14 protein-coding genes are annotated in these 18631 nt (G+C 64.2%); 8 read left to right on the plus strand and 6 right to left on the minus strand.

The genetic code is table 11. The annotated features are described in order from the left end of the window. Window positions 1–200: 200 nt before the first annotated feature. The 3 genes from M2267_RS17275 (at window position 201) to M2267_RS17285 (ending at window position 6265) form a co-directional block, all read left to right on the plus strand. Window positions 201–2102 carry a methyl-accepting chemotaxis protein gene (locus M2267_RS17275; RefSeq protein ID WP_043622648.1) on the plus strand — a complete coding sequence of 634 codons (1902 nt, stop codon included), beginning with the start codon at window positions 201–203 and terminating at the stop codon, window positions 2100–2102. Window positions 2103–2353: 251 nt separating this feature from the next. Continuing rightward, a complete protein-coding gene (locus M2267_RS17280) occupies window positions 2354–3313 on the plus strand; it encodes a 3'-5' exonuclease (RefSeq protein WP_043621356.1) in 960 nt (319 codons plus the stop codon). A 669-nt stretch (window positions 3314–3982) separates the two neighbouring features. After that, window positions 3983–6265 carry a TonB-dependent receptor gene (locus M2267_RS17285; RefSeq protein WP_245281690.1) on the plus strand — a complete coding sequence of 761 codons (2283 nt, stop codon included), beginning with the start codon at window positions 3983–3985 and terminating at the stop codon, window positions 6263–6265. Between the two features lie 74 nt (window positions 6266–6339). Here M2267_RS17285 and M2267_RS17290 read toward each other — a convergent pair whose 3' ends face one another. The 6 genes from M2267_RS17290 to M2267_RS17315 all read right to left on the minus strand — a co-directional run bounded on the left by M2267_RS17290 (window position 6340) and on the right by M2267_RS17315 (window position 12522). After that, window positions 6340–7881 carry an aldehyde dehydrogenase family protein gene (locus M2267_RS17290; protein ID WP_043621359.1) on the minus strand — a complete coding sequence of 514 codons (1542 nt, stop codon included), beginning with the start codon at window positions 7879–7881 and terminating at the stop codon, window positions 6340–6342. Between the two features lie 18 nt (window positions 7882–7899). Then, window positions 7900–8784: an NAD(P)-dependent oxidoreductase gene (locus M2267_RS17295; RefSeq protein ID WP_429115739.1), complete on the minus strand. Its 885-nt coding sequence runs from the start codon at window positions 8782–8784 to the stop codon at window positions 7900–7902. Window positions 8785–8961: 177 nt separating this feature from the next. Further along, a complete protein-coding gene (locus M2267_RS17300; RefSeq protein WP_429115741.1) occupies window positions 8962–9879 on the minus strand; it encodes a LysR family transcriptional regulator in 918 nt (305 codons plus the stop codon). Between the two features lie 24 nt (window positions 9880–9903). Beyond that, on the minus strand, window positions 9904–11061 hold the full coding sequence (locus M2267_RS17305) for a M20 aminoacylase family protein (RefSeq protein WP_429115743.1): 1158 nt from the start codon (window positions 11059–11061) through the stop codon (window positions 9904–9906). Window positions 11062–11175: 114 nt separating this feature from the next. After that, complete coding sequence (locus tag M2267_RS17310; protein ID WP_043621371.1) at window positions 11176–11688, minus strand: hypothetical protein; 513 nt, start codon at window positions 11686–11688, stop codon at window positions 11176–11178. Window positions 11689–11703: 15 nt separating this feature from the next. Further along, entirely contained in the window at window positions 11704–12522 is an 819-nt protein-coding gene (locus M2267_RS17315) for a DUF3100 domain-containing protein (protein WP_043621374.1), read from the minus strand. A 448-nt stretch (window positions 12523–12970) separates the two neighbouring features. Between M2267_RS17315 and M2267_RS17320 the strand changes: the two genes are divergently transcribed. From M2267_RS17320 to M2267_RS17340, 5 genes are all read left to right on the plus strand, one after another. Further along, window positions 12971–13996 (plus strand): ABC transporter substrate-binding protein, encoded by a 1026-nt coding sequence (locus M2267_RS17320; protein ID WP_429115745.1) that lies wholly within the window; start codon window positions 12971–12973, stop codon window positions 13994–13996. 161 nt (window positions 13997–14157) lie between these two features. Continuing rightward, a complete protein-coding gene (locus M2267_RS17325; protein ID WP_429115747.1) occupies window positions 14158–15663 on the plus strand; it encodes a sugar ABC transporter ATP-binding protein in 1506 nt (501 codons plus the stop codon). Next, window positions 15663–16655: an ABC transporter permease gene (locus M2267_RS17330; RefSeq protein ID WP_429115918.1), complete on the plus strand. Its 993-nt coding sequence runs from the start codon at window positions 15663–15665 to the stop codon at window positions 16653–16655. The genes M2267_RS17325 and M2267_RS17330 overlap by 1 nt, the downstream gene beginning before the upstream one ends. Continuing rightward, on the plus strand, window positions 16652–17608 hold the full coding sequence (locus M2267_RS17335; RefSeq protein ID WP_429115749.1) for an ABC transporter permease: 957 nt from the start codon (window positions 16652–16654) through the stop codon (window positions 17606–17608). The genes M2267_RS17330 and M2267_RS17335 overlap by 4 nt, the downstream gene beginning before the upstream one ends. Further along, window positions 17605–18624, plus strand: coding sequence for a LacI family DNA-binding transcriptional regulator (locus tag M2267_RS17340; RefSeq protein WP_429115751.1), 1020 nt, complete (start codon window positions 17605–17607; stop codon window positions 18622–18624). The genes M2267_RS17335 and M2267_RS17340 overlap by 4 nt, the downstream gene beginning before the upstream one ends. The last annotated feature ends 7 nt before the right edge of the window (window positions 18625–18631 follow it).

Raw genomic sequence — 18631 nt, forward strand, 5'->3', positions numbered from 1 at the left:
TTTCTTTTGCTGCATATGCGAAAAGACGTGATCGCTTTTTTAACTCGAATTTAAATTCGAAATTACTAAGTGCTCATTGGTCAGTGCGCGCCCGACCTCCTCCCTCGACGGCGCTTGCAAACATCCGGTCCTCCTCCCGCCGGTTTGGCTGACCATGTCCCTCCCAACAGCGCGATCGCGACATCCAAGGAGTCACGGCAGTGACGTTCAAGAACCTCTCGATTTTGACCAAGGTCGGCCTCGTGGTCGTGGTCATGGGCATTTCCTCCATTCTGATTGCGCTCGCCGGAGCGCGTGGTCTTTCCTCGCTCGGTGCGACGATCGTCGATGTCGGCGCCCGTGAGGAAGCAGCGCGCGAGGCGATGGACCTGCGGGTCGACATCATTGCCGTCAGCCGCATGACCTACCAGCTCGCCGCCGCGCCTGAGAACGCTGCCGAATTTGGCGCGGAAACCGAGAAGCGTGCCGAAGAAATGCTCGGTCGCCTGACCAAGATCGAGGCCGTCGCCGACGATGCCGAAGACAAGCTGTTGAACGACATTCGCCTGACGCTCAACAGCTACTTCGACGAGATCCGCGCCATGGTCGCCGTTGCCGCCGAAAAGGGCGGCGATGCCGGTGCCGTCAAGGCCGCACTCGACAAGGCGCTCGAAGCCCAAAAGACGGTGACGGCAACGGTCAAGACCTACAGCACCTATTCCGGCGATGCGCTGGCGACGGCCCGTGAAGAGGCGCTCAACTCCTCGTCCGTGGCCATGACGATCCTTGCCGCCGCCGCGGCGCTTTGCGTACTCTTCGGCGTCGGCGTCAGCCTCGTCGTTGCCCGCCGCGGTATCGTCATGCCGGTCCGTGACCTGACCTCGACGATGAGCGAACTTGCGGACGGCAAACTCGATGGAGATGCGACGGACGTTTCCCGCCAGGACGAGATCGGCGAGATGGCCCGCGCCGTTGAAGTCTTCCGCAAGAACGGCATTGCCATGCGTGCGATGAAGGCGCAGGAAGCAGCCCTCCATGCCCGCAGCAGCGACCTGCAGTCCAACATCAGCGTCGTCGTCGCCTCGGCCGTTGCCGGCGATTTCACCGGCCGCATCAACAAGGACTACGAAAACGAGGACCTCAACCGTTTTGCCTCGAGCGTCAACGAGCTGGTGTCGAGCGTCGACCAGACGGTCAACGAGGTTCGCCGCGTCATTGCAGCCCTTGCCGATGCCGACCTGACGCAGACCATGCGCGGCGAATTCCACGGCGCCTTTGCCGAGCTGCAGGTGAACGTCAACCAGACGATGGTGACGTTGCGCTCGACCATGCAGAACGTGCGCAGCGCCGCAAGCACCATCAACGACAACTCGGCCGAACTGAGCTCGGCTGCCAATGATCTTTCCAAGCGCACGGAACAGCAGGCGGCAGCGCTTGAAGAGACCGCTGCGGCACTCGACGAGATCACCTCGACCGTGCGCACCGCCTCCGAGCGGGCGAACGAGGCGCATGAGATGGTGCGTGCCACCAAGGAAAGCGCCGGCCGTTCCGGTGCGATCGTCCGCAGCGCGGTCGACGCGATGGGGCGCATCGAGGATTCGTCGAACCGCATCAACCAGATCATCTCCGTCATCGACGAGATCGCCTTCCAGACGAACCTGCTGGCGCTCAATGCCGGCGTCGAAGCGGCACGCGCCGGCGAGGCCGGCCGTGGTTTTGCCGTTGTCGCCCAGGAAGTGCGAGAACTCGCCCAGCGTTCGGCCAATGCGGCCAAGGAGATCAAGACGCTGATCCACAGCTCGGCATCGGAAGTCGAAACCGGCGTTTCGCTGGTGCGTTCCACCGGCGAGGCGCTGCTGGAGATCGAGACGCTGGTCAACAATGTCAGCGGCCACGTCAACACGATCGCAACTGCTGCCCGCGAGCAGGCGACTGCGCTGCAGGAGATCAACACCTCGGTCAACCACATGGACCAGATGACCCAGCAGAACGCGGCGATGGTCGAAGAGACCACGGCGGCGAGCGGCACACTCGCCGAAGAAAGCCGTCAGCTGCGCACGATGTTGGCGAAGTTCAAGCTGGAAGCTGCTGCGGCACGTGAAAGCTGGAGCCGCGCGGCCTGATCGAGCGGCGCAATCGCCACGACGTTACTGACGTTCTCGCTGCGGCGGCACTGTCGTTTCTGCACCCCGTGTTGACGGGGGTAGGGACGACAGTGCCGCCGCAGCCTATTGAAGCGAGGGTCAGTTTCCCCATCTTTTGCCCCTGAAAAACAGGCGCTCCTGCGCCTTCTTCCTGATTTTCTGGGAAGCATGCCCGTTAGCGGCTATTCTGGAGCGCACGCGTGTGAGTCGTTAATGTGCGGGACAACCGAATGACGCAGCAGTTCGACCTCTTTGCTTCGAGCGAGGCCACCTCCAAAAAGGCAGGCGGTGGCTCAGCGGTCAAAAGAGCATCGCTGAACGAGGAAGACATGGTCCGTCACCTTCAGGCGACGGGTCGTTATCGCCTGTTGCAGCGGCTCGTGCCGCGTTCCGTGGTGCCCGTCGCTCGTCCCGGCTTTCCGCTGCATGGCGTTATCCTCGATACTGAAACCACCGGGCTCAACCATCGCAAGGATGAGATCATCGAGATCGGGCTGGTCGCCTTTACCTTCGATGAGAAGGGGAACCTCGGCGATGTGACCGGCGTTTTCGGCGGCTTGCGCCAGCCGACCAACCCGATCCCCGCGGAAATCACCCGCCTGACCGGCATCACCAACGAGATGGTTGCGGGAAAGTCGATCGACCTCGATGAGGTGCGGGTGCTGATGGAAAAGGCGGACCTTGTCATCGCCCACAATGCCGGCTTCGACCGGCCCTTCTGCGAGGCCTTCTCGCCCGTTTTCGCCGGAAAGGCGTGGGCCTGTTCCGTCTCCGAGGTCGATTGGTCCTCTCGCGGCTTCGAAGGCACGAAACTCGGCTACCTGATCGGGCAGGCCGGCTACTTCCACGACGGCCATCGGGCGGTCGACGACTGTTTCGCTCTGCTCGAAGTCCTTGCCAAGGATGGCGGCTCCGGCGAAACACCCTTTGCCGAGCTTTACCAGGCGAGCCTGCGATCGCGCGTCCGCATTTTTGCGGAAAACAGCCCGTTCGACATGAAGGATCACCTGAAAGCCCGCGGCTACCGCTGGTCTGACGGAAGCGACGGGCGCCCGAAAGCCTGGTGGGTCGAGGTCGCCGAAACCGCACTGGAAGACGAACTCGGCTATCTCCGCTCGGAGATCTACCGCTGGAAGGAAGCCGATCCGCCGATCAAGCGCTTGACCGCTTTCGATCGCTTCCGCGCCTGACAGGCGAGCGAGCCGCTCCGGAGGACTGAGCGGCCCTTGGGTGGATAGGGGCGTCGCTCGATAAGGGCATCCTTTTCCCATCGATCTTCGGATGGCCCGGTTTCCGATCGGCCGGCCTGCGTTGGAGTGGGTTGTGCCGTCCGGCGTGAGATAACGGACCCGCCAGGCCCGATTACCCGTCATTCCGCATCTGGCAGGCAATGTCCGGTTTACCGTTAACCGCTGAATTCACGCACAAAAAGCGTGGACGCCCGGCCGAATCCGACTATACGTGCACAGACTTGACTTAGAAATTCAAGTTTTATGCCGTTGTTATAGTTGATGTTTCAATGCCGATGTTCGCAATGTCGCCCAGTTTTGAGACTGTTCCCAACCATGGGACGCCCCGCGGTCGCCGACACTTTGTCTGGCTGCGGGCCTGCATCGGCGTAACCGCACGCGCAGTGACCGAAGGGCCGGTCACGCACCCGCTTTGCCGAAGCGAGCTGCTGCGCACGAGACCCGTCTGTCGGTCGAAATAGCCGCAACTGAACGCAATGTCTGGGGCTCGCCCTGCACCGTTGTTCAACGGGCAAGGCGGGTGCGTCGCGTTCTGAGCGGCGGCTGGGTTCGGCCGGCGACCGTGGCGGATACGGAATTCACGTTAATCGAAGTTACAGGGGTAAGAGAATGGCAAGGGGCAGGTTCAATTCGGTTTCGCGTCGGCGAGGCAAAGTCGTTCTGGCGGGTGTGTCGCTGCTGGCGATGTCCGCCGTAGCGACGTCGGCGCAGGAGGCGCGCAAGACCAACCGGGTCGAAAGCCCGGCCCAGGCTGAACGCAGTTCGGGCGGCGCGACGCAACTGGCGCCCATCGTGGCCGTCGGGCAAACGGGCGGCCAGCCGCCCGAGACCGGCACCATCGGCCAGCCTTCGGCTCCCTATGCGGGCGGTCAGATGGCAACGGGTGCGCGGCTCGGCGCGCTTGGCAACCGCCCTGTCAAGGAAACGCCGTTCAGCATCACCAGCTATACGGACAAGCTGATCCGCGATCAGCAGGCGCGAACGATCTCCGACATCACGCTCAACGATCCGTCCGTGCGCATGGATGCGCCGGCATTCAGCGAGCGCGACTCCTTCTTCATCCGCGGCTTCTCGGTCACCAATCTGGACACCGCCTATGACGGCCTGTTCTACATCACCAATCCGCGCCGCAGCCCGCTTGAGGGCATCGAGCGGGTCGAAGTGCTGAAGGGCCCGAGCGCGCTGGTCAACGGTGGCGTCGGCCGCGTCGGCGGAACCATCAACCTCGTGCCCAAGCGCGCCACCGACGAGCCGCTGACGCGGCTGACGACGACCTATATGTCGGACTCGCAACTGTGGTCGCACCTCGATGTCGGTCGCCGTTTCGGACCCGAGGGCGAATGGGGCGTCCGTTTCAACGGATCCTATCGCGGCGGAGACACGGCGCTTGATCACAACGAGAACGAGATCGGCGTGCTGTCGCTCGGCCTCGACTATCGCGGCGAACGGGTACGCGCCTCGCTCGACATCAACCACTCCAAGCAGAACATCAATGCGCCGGCCTCGCTGTTCAACGCGGCAGCGCCGGGCATCAAGATCCCGGAAGCGCCGGACGGCCGGATCAACACATCCAACCCGTTCGAATACCACGACAGCGAGCATAACATGGCCGCTGGTCGCATCGAATTCGACGTGCTGGATAACACCACTGTTTACGCGGCCGGCGGCATCAGCCGCTACCGCGAGGACTTCCTGAGCACCTCCTACACAATTCAGAACTCCAAGGGCGATGCACTGGCCGAATTCGGCTACAATCCGCAGGAGATCCAAGGTGTCTCGGGGGAAATCGGCCTTCGGTCTGAGTTCGATACCGGTCCCGTCGGTCACCAACTGAACGTTTCCGTAAGCCGGGCGCTCAACGAGAACAACCGCGGCTACTTCCATCCCGGTCGGCTCGGCTTCAGAAGCTATATGACGAATATCTACAACCCGATCTATGTGCCGAGCGATTGGGTCAATACGGGCGGACTTCCGCGCTCGAACGACCTACATGCATTTTCTGACCTGCTCGCGACTAGCGTTGCAATCTCCGATACGCTTTCGTTCGCCGAGGATCGGTTCCAGCTGACGGTCGGCGGGCGCTATCAGGAAATGCGTGTGCGGGGCTACAATACGCGTCCCGGTGCCGTGCCGCTTGGTCAGCAGACCTACTACTACGAAGAATCCCGGTTCAGTCCTGCCGTCGCCGCTCTCTTCAACGTTTCCGACAGCCTCTCGGTCTATGCCAACTATGTGGAAGCCCTGACCGAAGGGCCGTCAGCGCCGTCCACCGCTGTGAACAGCAACCAGATATTCCCTCCGGTCGTCAGCAAGCAGAAGGAAATCGGCCTCAAGTACGATCTCGGCGAGGTGATGCTGGGCGCAGCGCTGTTCGAGATCAGACAGCCCAACGGTCTGACGACCGGTGGCGTCTTCGCCGTCGACGGCCTGCAGGTTAACCGTGGTCTCGAGCTCTCGGCCTACGGCGAACCGGTTGACGGTGTTCGCCTGCTTGGCGGGGTCACGTTCATGGACGCCAAGCTCGATAAGGCAGAAAACTCGCGGACAGGGGAACGGTTCGATGGCAATCGTGTTCCCGGCGTTCCGGATGTCGCGGTCAGCCTCTACGGCGAGTATGACACTCCCTGGGTCGAGAACCTGACGCTGACGGGCCGCCTCGTCTACACCGGCAGCACCTACTACGACCAGAAAAACACGCAGAAGGTTTCGGACTGGACGCGGGTCGATCTCGGCGCGCGCTATTCCTTCGAGCGCGAAGGCGGCAAGCCGGTGGAAGTGCGCGCGACCGTGCAGAACGTCTTCGACGAGAACTATTGGGCCTCGTCAGCCCGTGGCTTCCTTGCCGCCGGCGCGCCGCGCACCTTCATGGTGTCGACCGCATTCGAATTCTGAGCCAGCGGAACTTCAGTCACAAAAAGAAACGGCCGGCATTTCGCCGGCCGTTTCTCGTTTCGGGATCGTGCTGATCAGGCTTCCGGCGAATAGCCGAAGACGACGGCCGGGTTTTCCGCGGTCTCGACCCAGATGCTCTTCGTCTGGGTATAGGCCATCAGTGCGTCGCGGCCGGAGGAACGGCCATAGCCGGAGCGGCCGAAGCCACCGAAGGGCGACATGACGCTGATCGTCTTGTAGCCGTTGATCCAGAAGGTCCCGGCCCGCACCTTTGACGCGACCCGGTGGGCGCGGCCGACATCACGGGTCCAGACCGCACCGGCAAGGCCATAAGGATTGTCGTTGGCGAGGGTCACCGCTTCTTCCTCGTCGTCGAAGACGGTAACGCCGACGACCGGGCCGAAGACCTCTTCGCGGGCGATCGTCATGTCCGGCTTGACGTTGTCGAGAATGGTCGGCGCGAAATAGAAGCCGCCGGAGGACTGAAGGGCAGCCGGCTTGGCGCCGCCGGTTGCAAGCGTCGCACCTTCGGCCACGCCCTGCTTGACCATTTCCTCGATCTTCGCCCATTGGCGGGCGTTGTTGATCGGACCGATCTGCGTCGTATCCAGATAGGGATCGCCAACCGGAATGCGGGCGGCAGCCTCAGCATAACGTTCGACGAACTGCTGATGCACCGAGCGATGCACGAGCAGACGCGAGCCGGCAACGCAGCTCTGGCCGGCGCCGGAGAAGATCGCCGACTGGGCGCCGACGATGGCACGGTCGATATCGGCATCGGCAAAGACGATGTTGCCGGACTTGCCGCCGAGTTCGAGGATGCAGGGCACGACGTTCTTCGCCGCTGCCGCGGCAATCGCCGAACCGGCGAGCGCCGAGCCGACGAAAACGACGAGCGCCGTCTTCGGATGGGCGACCATCGCCTGGCCGGCAGTCACGCCCTGGCCGGCGATGACGTTGACGAGGCCGCGCGGCGCGCCGCCCGCTTCGCAGAGCGCACCGAGCACGAGGGTGCTCAGCGGCGTCAGTTCCGACGGCTTGATGACGACGCCGTTGCCGGCGCAGATGGCAGGCGCGATCTGCCAGCCGCCGGTAAAGAGCGGTGCGTTCCAGGGGGTGATCTGGGCGACGACGCCGACCGGCTCGTTGCGGGTATAGTTCAGGTGCGAGGTCGGAACCGGGATCACCTCGCCATGTAGCTTGTCGCACCAGCCGGCATAATATTCGAACATCTCGGCGACGCGCACCGCCTCGCCACGAATGTCGCGGATCGGCCGGCCAGCCGAGCGGCTTTCGAGTTCGGCGATCTCCCCGGCGCGCTCGCGGATCTTGCGGGCGATCTCGTTCATCACCCGGCCGCGGGCCGAAGCGGTCATCGAGATCCATTCGCGCTGGGCGCGCGCCGCCGCCTGCAGCGCCGCATCGACGACATCAGCGCCGGCATCCTTGAAGGTGGCAAAGATTTCGCCGGTCGCCGGATCGGTGAGCGCCTGTTCGTCGCCGGAGCCGGGCACTAGCGTGCCGTCGACATAGCTGCCGATCTCGGTGCCGGGGATGAGGCCGTGGAACAGCGCCCGGATGCGCTCGGCCTTGGCGGGCATGGTCATGTCGTTCATCGTCGTTCCCTTCAAGTCTCAGTTGTCGTTGGCCACGGGGCGGAAGGCGCCCATGCGGGTGAAGTCTTCGGCGTTGTCGAGCGGGCTTTCGGCCCAGAGCTTGGCGACCGCGCCCGAGAGCGGCAGATCGGCGCCGGTGCGGGCCGCAAGCTCGCTGGCAAGCCGCACGTCCTTGCGCATCAGGCCCATGGTGAAGCCGCTGTCGAAGCGGCCGTTCATCACCCAGGTCGGGAAATGCACTTCGCTGATCATCGACTTGCCGGAGGCGGCGTTGAGCACTTTCAGCGCCTCTTCGGCATCGAGCCCGGCGGCAAGCGCCAGCTTCAGCCCTTCGCCCGTCGTCACCATATGGGCGGCGGCGAGCAGGTTGTTGACGAGCTTGGCGACGTTGCCGGCGCCGCTCGGGCCGACATGCAGGGCCTTGGCCGACATCGCGTCGATCACCGGGCCGGCAAGGCCGACGTCCTGATCGCTGCCGCCGATCATCATCGTCAGCTTGCCGCTTGCGGCACCCGCCGGTCCGCCGGAGACAGGCGCGTCGATGAAGCCGTGGCCGAGGCCTGCAAGGGCTGCGGCGAGATCACGCGAGACATCCGGCTCGGAGGTCGAGGTGTCGATGATGACGACCCGCCGACCGGCCTCCTTCAGCGCCTCGAGATTGGCCTCGACGACGGCGGCCACGTCCTTGGCGGTCGGCAGCGAGAAGACGATGAAATCGGTGTCGAAGAAGACCTCAGCGAGTAAGGCGACCGGGGTCACCGCGCCATCGGCGGCAAGCGCGCGGCGTGCGTCGGAAAGGTCGAAGCCCTTGACGGCAAAGCCTTTGCTGGCGAGCGTCGTCGCCATGCCGAGCCCCATGGCCCCCAGTCCCACCACGCCCACTGTCGTTCGTTCCGCCGTCATGATCCGCTTACCCTCGTATGAACAGATTGATCCGGCGAAGGTGGCATGCGGGCTGGTGAGCGGGTAGACGGCGCGCCTGGTACAATGCGTTGCTGGCGTGGCAACGTCTGGAGGGCCGCCGGCGACGGGGCAGGCGCGTCCGCGGCACGTGGGCTTCATGGAGCCGGGGACGGTAGCTTACGTCCGGAAGGACTGCATTTCCTGTGCAAGGTGCTGGCCGAGCTTTTCGACTGACAGCGGCAGGCGGCGGTGCGCCCGCACCATCAGATGCGCGCTCGCCTCGCTCAGCAGCGGATCGGCGAGATCGATCGCCCGCATGGACCCGCGCGCGATTTCGACAGTGACGGACGTACGCGGCAGGAAGGTGACGCCAAGGTTTGCGGCGACAAAACGCCTGAGCACCTCGATCGAATGGGTTTCGAGCAGCGGCGCAAGCGCGAGCCCCGCATCGGCCGCCACGCGCGCCACCAGTTGGGTCACGCCATTGCCCTTGCCGAGCAAGGCGCAGGGGAAGGCGAGGCAATCGGCAAGTTTCAGGGCGCTTCGCTCGGAAAGCGGATGACCCGCCGGCACGATGACGCAGAGCGGCTGGCGCGCAATCGCCAGCGCCCGGATGCGCGGCTCGGTCAGGGGATTGTAGGCGATGCCGATATCGGCATCGCTGTTGGCGATGGCGTCAACCACGTCTTCCGTGCTGCCGAGCTCGACGATGTAGCGCACATAGGAATGCGCTTTCGAAAACGACGAAAGCCCGTGCTCCACCAGATCGGCCATGAAACCCTCGCCGCATCGAATGCGGATGCGGGTCTGCTGCACGCCGCGGATCTGGTCGAGCTGTTCGGCGAGCAACCCGTTGTCCTCGAGTACCCGCTTGCCGTGTTCGAGCACCAGTTCGCCGGCGTCGGTCAGGACCGTGCCGCGGGCGGTGCGCTCGAAGAGGGACAAGCCGATGTCGCGTTCAGTGTCGGCGATCTGGCGGCTGACGACCGATGGCGCCAGCCCCATATGCTCCGCAGCGCCCCGGATCGAACCGATGCGCGCAACCGCCATAAAGATCCTGAGCGCTTTCGCGTCGAGTACGTCCATGGTGGTCATGGATGCGACGGAATCCCCTTGGGGTCAACGACCAAGGGAGGTCGCAATCAGGCGTGTCCAGAGGTTTACGCCCTGGCCGATGATCGCGTCGTTGAAATCGTAGTGCGGCGAGTGCAGGCCGGGGTTAGCGCCTTCGCGTCTTGCGCCGAGCCAGAGGTAGCAGCCGGGGCGTTCGTCGAGCATGAAGGCGAAGTCTTCCGCCGCCATGCTCGGGGCCGCATCGACGACGGTCAAGGCAGCGTCCGCAGCGGCGACCGAGCGTGCGAGCGCGGCGGCTGCGGGATCGTTGATCGTCGCCGGATAGCGGCGCTGATAGTCGAGTTCGGCCGTGCAGTCGAGCCCCTCGGCAAGTGCAGAAACGAGCGTGCGCATGCGGTTTTCGAGCGTATCGCCGACCGCCTTGTCGAACCAGCGCGTGGTGCCGCGGATCACGGCTTTCTCCGGGATCACGTTCCAGGCGTCGCCGCCGTGGATCTGCGTCACCGAGACGACGGCCGCTTCGAGCGGCGAGACGTTGCGGCTGGCAATCGTCTGCAAGGCCGTGACGATCTGGGCGCTAGCGACGAGCGGGTCCGCACCCTCATGCGGCATCGCCCCATGGGCGCCGCGACCGGTGATGGTGATCTCGAAGACGCCGAAGGCGGCCATCATCGCGTCGTCGCGGGCAACCACCGAGCCGACGTCGAGCGCCGGCCAGTTGTGCAGCGCATAGACGGCATCGGCGGGAAAATCACGGAAGAGGCCATCCTCGACCATGACGCGGGCGCCGCCCTCGGCCTCTTCGGCCGGCTGGAAGATGAAATGCACGGTGCCGTCGAAGTCCATTTCGCTCGCCTGCCGGGCGGCGGCGAGCAGCATGGCGACATGGCCGTCGTGGCCGCAGGCGTGCATCTTGCCCGTCGTCTTCGAGGCGTAGGCAGCGCCGCTCGTCTCGACGATTGGCAGCGCGTCCATGTCGGCGCGGATGGCGATGGATCGGCCGGACGTGCCACGCTTGAGTGTGCCGACAAGCCCCGTGCCGCCATAACCGTCCTTCACGGCGATGCCCCATTCGCCAAGCTTGCCGGCGATGAAGGCAGCGGTCTGGCGCTCCTTGAAGGCAAGCTCGGGATGAGCATGCAGGTGATGACGCCAGCGGATCGTTTCCTCGATGCGCTCGGGGCTGATGTCGTGGCGTGTCATGGCGTGCGTCCTGTCATTTGAGGGATGGCCGGCCGCAGAGCGGCCGACCCTTTTCTTTTGCACAGTTCCAGACGGAAAACCGCTGAGCAGTTTTCCTGGAATTGGGCTCCTACGTTACTGCCCGAGGCGTAGGAAGAGATCGGCGACGACGACCGAGCCCATATACGTGCCGACCATCACGCAGATCGCGACGATGACGATCTTCCAGCCTGAGCGGCGGGCGATCGCGAACTCGTTCGCCGTCAAGGCAAGGCCGCCATAGGCAAGCGCCGGGGTCGCCAATGCGAGGAAGTTGAGGTGCTCGACCTGTTCGCTGACCCAGGCAGCGCCCGGTACGCCCGGGATGGTGATGAGGATCGCGATCAGCGAAACCCAGGCGACGCTTGGCAGGTAGAAGGGCACGAAGCGGGCAAGCGCCAGGCCGACGATGCAGGCGGCATAAAGCGTCGCCATGCCCGGCAATGCGGTGAGCGGCGAGGTGCCGGTACCGACCCAGTTGGCGACGAGGCCAATGGCGCAGGCGATGATCAGCAGGCCGGCATGGCCGACGACGTCGAGCTTGCGTTCGTCCTCCGGGTTCAGCGGGAGATCGTCGGCGTAGTTGGCGGAAGTGTTCTGGTTGGTCATGGTTCTCTCTCCCGATCAGGCTGCGGTGCGACGCTCGGACGGGCGAGCCTTGTTGTAGAGCCACTCCGTCAAGGGCAGCGCGACGAACATGCCGACATAAAGCCCGGTGGCGTAGGTCAGGATGTTGCTGGCGGCGGCGAGTGCGAGAATGATGTCCTTCTGGTCCGGCACGGCGGCGACAAGACCGCCGGTGCAGGCGGCGAGCATCGAGCCGGAGCCGACGCCGCAGGACATGGCGAGCGCACGCACGTCGAAGATGCCGAGGCCGTGCACGATCGGCGGCATGATGGCGAAGACGAAGGTGCCGATCAGCGTGCCGGTCGCATAAACGCCCATTGCGCCGGCACCTTCCGGCGAGTTGAGGCCGTATTTGTCGGCGATCAGCGCGATGTTCGGCTCGCGGTCGATCGAATAGGTGGCGCCGACGGCTTCGCGGCCCATCTTCAGGAGAAACACTGCGACCGGGAAGGCGACGATGATCGTGCCGAGATTACCGAGTTCCTGCAGCACCAGCGCCGGGCCGGCCTCGATGATCTGCGAAATCTGCGGGCCGACCGTCGTTCCGAACTTGGCGATGAACGGCATGATGGCAACGGTGATCATCGCGCCGGAAAGCTTGACCGCGTCACGCGACAGGAACTTGCCGGTCGCCTTGAAAATGGCCGGATTGAAGGCGATGCCGAGCGCGAAGGCGTAAAGGATCGGCAGGAAGATGACAGTGCCGATGCCGATCGGCAGGCGCTGAATGCCGATCAGCTCGGAGACGATGACGATCGCCAGCACAAGGATATGCAGATAGAGCGCGCCCGAGGCGGCTCCGGTTTTCCCGGTCATGATGTTCTCCTCTGGTTGGGAGCCAGTTGTTGTTCTTTGCCCAGCGTTCAGAGTAGGCGGTGAGGGCAAATTGCGGCTAGCCGGCCGGCAAGCAACGAAGTGTTGCGATTTGAGCAACGGGGGCCACTGTTCGGGCGGTCATCGGGACCAATCCCTGAGCGCCTTCATGTCATGGCGTCATTCCTGCAGTTCATTCCAGTTGGCGCAACGACGAATCGTCACCGCCTCTGCCCTTGCTGTCGCACAGCGGGGAGGGGCAGCCAAGCGCTATTGGCTTCTTTCGGCGAGAGACTTGGCGAAGTCTATTCCGCCTGCGCCCAACGCTCTCCATCATCTCGTTGATACTCCGGCGACGGAAAACGAGAGCCAACAAAATTCCCTGAAAACCCCCATTGAAATCGATTACATTTTCTGGCTTCATGGTTTTCGCAAGATTTGGGAGGATCTGATGAAGAAATTTATCGCCGCAGCGCTTGGCGCTGTCGCAACCATTGCTATTTCCGCTTCTTTCGCCAATGCCGAGACTTTCAAGATCGGCCTGTCCAACGGCTGGGTCGGCAGCGAATGGCGCACGCAGATGATCGACGAGGCCAAGGAGGCCGCGGCGAAGTGGAAGGAGAAGGGCGTCGACGTCGAAGTATCCGTCCAGAGCGCCAATGTCGACGTGCCCGGCCAGATCGCGCATGTGCGCAACTTCATCGCCGAGGGCGTCAACGCCATCATTATCAACCCCAACAGCCCGACGGCCTTCGATCCGATCTTCGCCCAGGCGAAGGAAGCCGGCATCCTGGTGATCGCGACGGACGCCGAGGTTTCCTCGCCGGATGCGACCTATGTCGGCATCGACCAGACGGCCTGGGGTGCAGCCGGCGCCAAGTGGCTGGCCGATACGCTCGGCGGCAAGGGCAAGGTGGTCGCCATCAACGGCGTCGCCGGCCATCCGGCCAACGAGATGCGTGTCGCCGGCTACAAGAGCGTCTTCAAGGACTATCCAGATCTGCAGGTGGTCAACGAGGTCAACGCCAACTGGGATCAGGCCCAGGGCCAGCAGGCGATGCAGAACATCCTTGCGACCTATCCTGACATCAACGGCGTCGTCGTGCAGGACGGCATGGCGGCCGGCGCCTGGAAGTCGATCATGGACGCCGGCAAGACCGGGCAGATCGCGGCAACCGGCGAAATCCGCAAGGACTTCATCGATCTGTGGATGAAGGACAAGCTGAACTCCGGCGCGACCGTCAACCCGCCCGGCGTCATGGCAAGCGCGCTCAACGTCGCGGTGCTGATGCTGCAGGGCAAGGAACTGAAGGAGCCGGCAACGGCCGGGCAGTACAAGAACGCCATGTATCTGCCGATCCCGTTCATCGACTCGAAGAACCTTGGCGACGCTGCCAAGCAGCTCGACGGCAAGCCGGGCTACTACTCCTACACCAACGCGCTTTCGATCGACGACGCCACGGCGTTGTTCAAGTAAGCAGGGGGGTTTGCCGGGCGGCTCCTGTCTTGAGCCGCCCGGCGACCGATGCCGCCGATGGCGAACAAGGCCGACCGGCGTGAAAGAGCGCTGCAGTGGAGCCTGTCCCGAGACACGGGCATCCCTGATGATGCGGCAAGCAACCAAGTGGACGACAGCCGATGTCGAAACTGAGACTGAACGGCGTGAGCAAGGCTTACGGCGCAACGATGGCGCTACGCCGCGGCGATCTCGAGATCGCTGCCGGCGAGGTGCATGTGCTGATGGGCTCCAACGGCTCCGGCAAGAGCACGCTCTGCAAGATCATTGCCGGCAGCGTGCGACCCGACAGCGGCCAGATCCTGATCAACGACAAGCCCGTGACGATCTCCGGGCCGCAAGCCGCACGTGCCGCCGGCATCGGCATCTTCTATCAGGAACTCAGCCTCGCCAGCCACCGGTCGGTCGAGGAGAACATCTGCCTTTCGGCGCTGCCGGTGAAGGCGGGTCTCTTCATCGACCGGGCGGCGTTGAAGGCGCGCGCGGCGCGTTACATCGCGCTTTTTTCCGAAGTCTCCGGCGAGGGTTTTCATGCAGAATCGCTGGTCGGCAATCTCAGGGCGGACCAGCGGCAACTGGTCGAAATCATGAAGGCGCTCGCCAGCGAAGCGCCGATCCTGATCTTCGACGAACCGACCTCGGCGCTCGACCGCGCCCAGGTCGATCGCTTCTTCGAGATCCTGCGCGATCTGAAGGCGCAAGGGCGCGGCATCATCTTCATCTCGCACCGCATGGACGAAATCACCGCGATCGGCGATCGCGTCACGATTATCCGCGATGGCGAAACCATCGAGACGCTCAAGCTCTCCGAGACCGATCCGGCAACGGTCATCCGGCTGATGGTCGGCGGCGCCAGCGACATGCCGGCGGCAAGGTCCTCGGCGCCGGCAGTGGTGGAAATCGGGGCACAAGCGGCAATCTCGGTTCGCAACCTCTCGGGTAAGGGCTTTTGCGACGTCGGCTTCGAAGTGGCGAAGGGTGAGATCCTCGGCCTCGGCGGCCTGCACGGGCAGGGGCAGTCGGCGCTGCTCCGGGCCATCTTCGGCGCAGGCACCGTCACATCCGGCGCGGTGACGCTCGGCGGCCAACGCTACGATGCCAAAAGCCCGCGCGACGCCATCCGCCACGGCTGCGCCTATGTCTCCGGCGACCGCGGTCGCGACGGCGTCATCAGCGGCCGTCCGATCATCGAGAACGTCACGCCCATCCATTATCTTCGCGACCGGCTGATGCTCGCGCGACCCGCGAGCCTGAAGAGCAAGGCAATGCCGGCGCTCGAAGCGATGCACACCAAGTTTGCGAGCCTCTTCCATCCGATCAATTCGCTCTCCGGCGGCAACCAGCAGAAAGTGATCATCGCCCGCTGGCTGATCGATCGTCCCGATGTGCTGCTGCTCGACGATCCGACCAAGGGCATCGACCTCCAGGCCAAGGCCGATCTCTTTACACTCATCCGGCAGCTTGCGGCCGAGGGCCTCGGCATCCTGCTCTATTCGTCGGAAGACGCCGAACTGCTCGGCAACGCCAACCGCATCCTCGTCTTCAACGGCGGCTCGGTGACGCGTGAACTGACCGGCGACGATCGCACCCGCTACAATCTCTACCAGGCTGCATACGAGGCCGCATGATGACTTCGACCGCGACAGACATTTCTACGCCAGGGAGTGGCGGCCTGCGCTCCTGTCTCGAGCGTTACCCGTTCCTGCCAGCGCTGGTCATCCTCATCGCGCTGCTTGCGCTGAACGGCCTCTTTTCGCCCAACAGCCTAAGCTTCCGCTCGCTGACGGGCCTGCTCAGCACCTACATGGCGCTGGTCATGCTCGCGATCGCACAGACCTATGTCGTCTCCGCCGGCGACATCGACCTTTCCGCCGGCGCGACGCTGTCGCTGGTGAATGTCGCAATCGTCGTGCTGATGGAGCGCTGGGGCGGCGGCGCAGGCGCAGTGCTGCTTGCGCTGACGCTTGGGCTCCTCATCGGTCTTGCCTGCGGGCTGGTCAACGGACTGGTCGTTGCGGCCCTTCGGCTGCAGGCGATCGTCGCGACCTTTGCGACCAGCATCTTCTTCACCGGACTGGCGCTTTATGTCATGCCGGTTGCCGGTACGCCGGCGCCAGCACTGTTCTGGCGCACCTATGGTGGACGCGTCTTGGGCCTGCCCTTCGTCTTTTACGTGCTCGCGGCGCTGGCCGTGCTGCTCTATCTCCTTTCGCGCACCCGCATCGTTACCGAACTGCTGGCCGTCGGCGATGATCAGCAGGCGGCCTATCAGACGGGGCTGCCGGTCGTCGCGGTCCGCATCAAGGGCTACCTGCTATGCGGCCTGTTCTCGGCGCTCGCAGCCTTCTGCCTGACGGGCGATACGGCAAGCGGCGATCCGCTGGTCGGCGGCAAGATGACGCTCTACAGCGTCGCCGCCGTCGTGCTCGGCGGCAGTGCGCTTGCCGGCGGTTGGACGACGGTGGTCGGCTCGCTCCTCGGCGCGCTGACGATCGGCCTCGTCAATTCGCTGGTCTTCTTCATGGGCACGCCGTCGGAATGGCAGAACTTCGTCCAGGGCCTCGCCATTCTGATCGTCCTGATGGCGGGCGTGCTCGCCGGCCGGAGGGCACGCGCATGAGTTCGGTTTTCGCCTTCTTCAAACAGCCGCTGGTCGTGGCGCTCATCCTCATCGTCGCGCTGCTTGTTCTCGGCCAAAGCCTCTCGCCGGGCTTTGCCTCGGCCGACCAGATCCTGCGACTTTTGATCGTCGCCGCGCTGCTCGGCATCGTCGCTGCCGGCCAGAATGTCGTCATTCTCGGTGGCCGCGAGGGCATAGATCTCTCCGTCGGCGGCGTCGTCTCGCTCTCGGCGATCATCGCCGGCAATGTCATGAACGGTGCCGATGGCGGCATCCTGCCGGCCGTGCTTGCCTGCCTCGCAGCCGGCGCCTTCTTCGGACTTTTAAACGGGCTCGGTGTCACGCTGCTGCGCATCCCGCCGCTGGTGATGACGCTCGGCATGCTCGGCGTGTTGCAGGGTCTGCTGGTCGTCATCCGGCAGGGCATTCCCTCGGGCCGCGCCGCACCGGGGCTTTCCGCCTTCGTGACCCAGCCGTTGGCGCTCGGCATTCCCGGTATCATCTGGCTCTGGATCGCGATCGGCCTGGTCATGGCCTTCCTGCTCCATCGAACGGTCTTCGGCCACCGCATCTACGCGATCGGTTCCAATGAGCATGCGGCCTATATGGCCGGCGTGCCGGTCCGGCTCATGCGCATCGGTCTCTTCATGATCTCCGGCATGTTCGCGGCGATTGCGGGGCTCTGCCTGCTCGGCTATTCCGGCTCCTCCTTTGCCAATGTCGGAGAGCAATACATGCTGTCGTCGATCATCGCCGTCGTCTTCGGCGGCACGTCTCTTGCCGGTGGCAAGGGCGGGTATACAGGCACCATGGCGGGCGCGCTTCTGCTGGTCATCCTCCAGGGCATCCTGACGACCGTGAACATCGACGAATCCGGGCGTCAGATGGTATTCGGCGCCACCCTGCTCCTGCTCATGCTGTTCTATGGCCGCGGGAGGGCGATGCGGGCATGAGCGAGCGGCCGAAGATCAAGGACATCGCGGAGCGCGCCGGCGTCTCGGTCGCAACCGTGTCGCGGGCGCTGAGCGGCTCGTCGCTGGTGACCGACGAGACACGCAAGCGCGTCAACGCGCTGGCACGCGAGCTCAACTATCGCCCGAATGTCAGCGCCCGCAACTTGCGTACCCGACGCTCCATGTCGGTGCTGCTCGTCGTGCGCGATGTCGGCAACCCCTTCTATCTCGAGATCCTCAAGGGCGTGGAGGCGACTGCGCGCGAGGCCGGCTACGCCGTCCTCATGGGCAACACCGAGAACGATCCGGACCGCGAGGTCGAGTATTTCAACATGCTGCGCGACGGCCATGCCGACGGCATGATCCTGATGACCGGCAAGCTGCCGCCACCGCAGCCGGGTGAAAGTGCTGATCTCTCGCACCTGCCTGTTGTTATCGCGCTGGAAATGATCGAGGGATCCGGTTTCCCGCATGTGCAGATCGACAATGTCGCCGCGGCTCAGGCTGCGGTCGAACATCTGATCGCGCTCGGTCATCGCCGCATCGCCCATATCGCCGGTCCGTTGCCGGAGGTCATGGCGCTTCACCGCCGTGACGGCTACCGGGCCGCCATGAAGGCCGCCGGCCTTGATATCCCCGAGGGGTACGAGGTTCGCGGCGATTACCTGCTCGAAAGCGGCGAGGCCCGCGCCGCGGACCTTTTCGCGCTGCCGGAACCGCCGACGGCGATCTTCGCCGCCAACGACGAGATGGCCTATGGCGCTATCCATGCGCTGCGGCGGCTCGGCCGCGATGTTCCGGGCGACGTCTCTGTCGTCGGCTTCGACGATCTCTATCTCAGCAAGGCCTTCTATCCGCCGCTGACGACCGTCAGCCAGCCGCGCGCCGACATCGGCCGCACGGCGATGTCCCAGCTTCTCAACGTCCTCTCGGATGGTGAGGTCGGCACAGAGCCGGCCATCGTCCTGCCGACCACGCTCAACATCCGTGGCAGCACCGCACCGCCACGTAAATAGCCAGAGG

Origin of the sequence: Ensifer sp. KUDG1 (assembly GCF_050434285.1) — a bacterium.
Classification (GTDB): domain Bacteria; phylum Pseudomonadota; class Alphaproteobacteria; order Rhizobiales; family Rhizobiaceae; genus Ensifer.

What these genes read in the sequence shown, in the direction of transcription:
- M2267_RS17280 (WP_043621356.1), top strand. Translation starts at nt 2,354, where the DNA reads ATGACGCAGCAGTTCGACCTCTTTGCTTCGAGCGAGGCCACCTCCAAA.
- M2267_RS17285 (WP_245281690.1), top strand. Translation starts at nt 3,983, where the DNA reads ATGGCAAGGGGCAGGTTCAATTCGGTTTCGCGTCGGCGAGGCAAAGTC.
- M2267_RS17290 (WP_043621359.1), bottom strand. Translation starts at nt 7,881, where the DNA reads ATGAACGACATGACCATGCCCGCCAAGGCCGAGCGCATCCGGGCGCTG.
- M2267_RS17295 (WP_429115739.1), bottom strand. Translation starts at nt 8,784, where the DNA reads ATGACGGCGGAACGAACGACAGTGGGCGTGGTGGGACTGGGGGCCATG.
- M2267_RS17300 (WP_429115741.1), bottom strand. Translation starts at nt 9,879, where the DNA reads ATGACCACCATGGACGTACTCGACGCGAAAGCGCTCAGGATCTTTATG.
- M2267_RS17305 (WP_429115743.1), bottom strand. Translation starts at nt 11,061, where the DNA reads ATGACACGCCACGACATCAGCCCCGAGCGCATCGAGGAAACGATCCGC.
- M2267_RS17310 (WP_043621371.1), bottom strand. Translation starts at nt 11,688, where the DNA reads ATGACCAACCAGAACACTTCCGCCAACTACGCCGACGATCTCCCGCTG.
- M2267_RS17315 (WP_043621374.1), bottom strand. Translation starts at nt 12,522, where the DNA reads ATGACCGGGAAAACCGGAGCCGCCTCGGGCGCGCTCTATCTGCATATC.
- M2267_RS17320 (WP_429115745.1), top strand. Translation starts at nt 12,971, where the DNA reads ATGAAGAAATTTATCGCCGCAGCGCTTGGCGCTGTCGCAACCATTGCT.
- M2267_RS17325 (WP_429115747.1), top strand. Translation starts at nt 14,158, where the DNA reads ATGTCGAAACTGAGACTGAACGGCGTGAGCAAGGCTTACGGCGCAACG.
- M2267_RS17330 (WP_429115918.1), top strand. Translation starts at nt 15,663, where the DNA reads ATGACTTCGACCGCGACAGACATTTCTACGCCAGGGAGTGGCGGCCTG.
- M2267_RS17335 (WP_429115749.1), top strand. Translation starts at nt 16,652, where the DNA reads ATGAGTTCGGTTTTCGCCTTCTTCAAACAGCCGCTGGTCGTGGCGCTC.
- M2267_RS17340 (WP_429115751.1), top strand. Translation starts at nt 17,605, where the DNA reads ATGAGCGAGCGGCCGAAGATCAAGGACATCGCGGAGCGCGCCGGCGTC.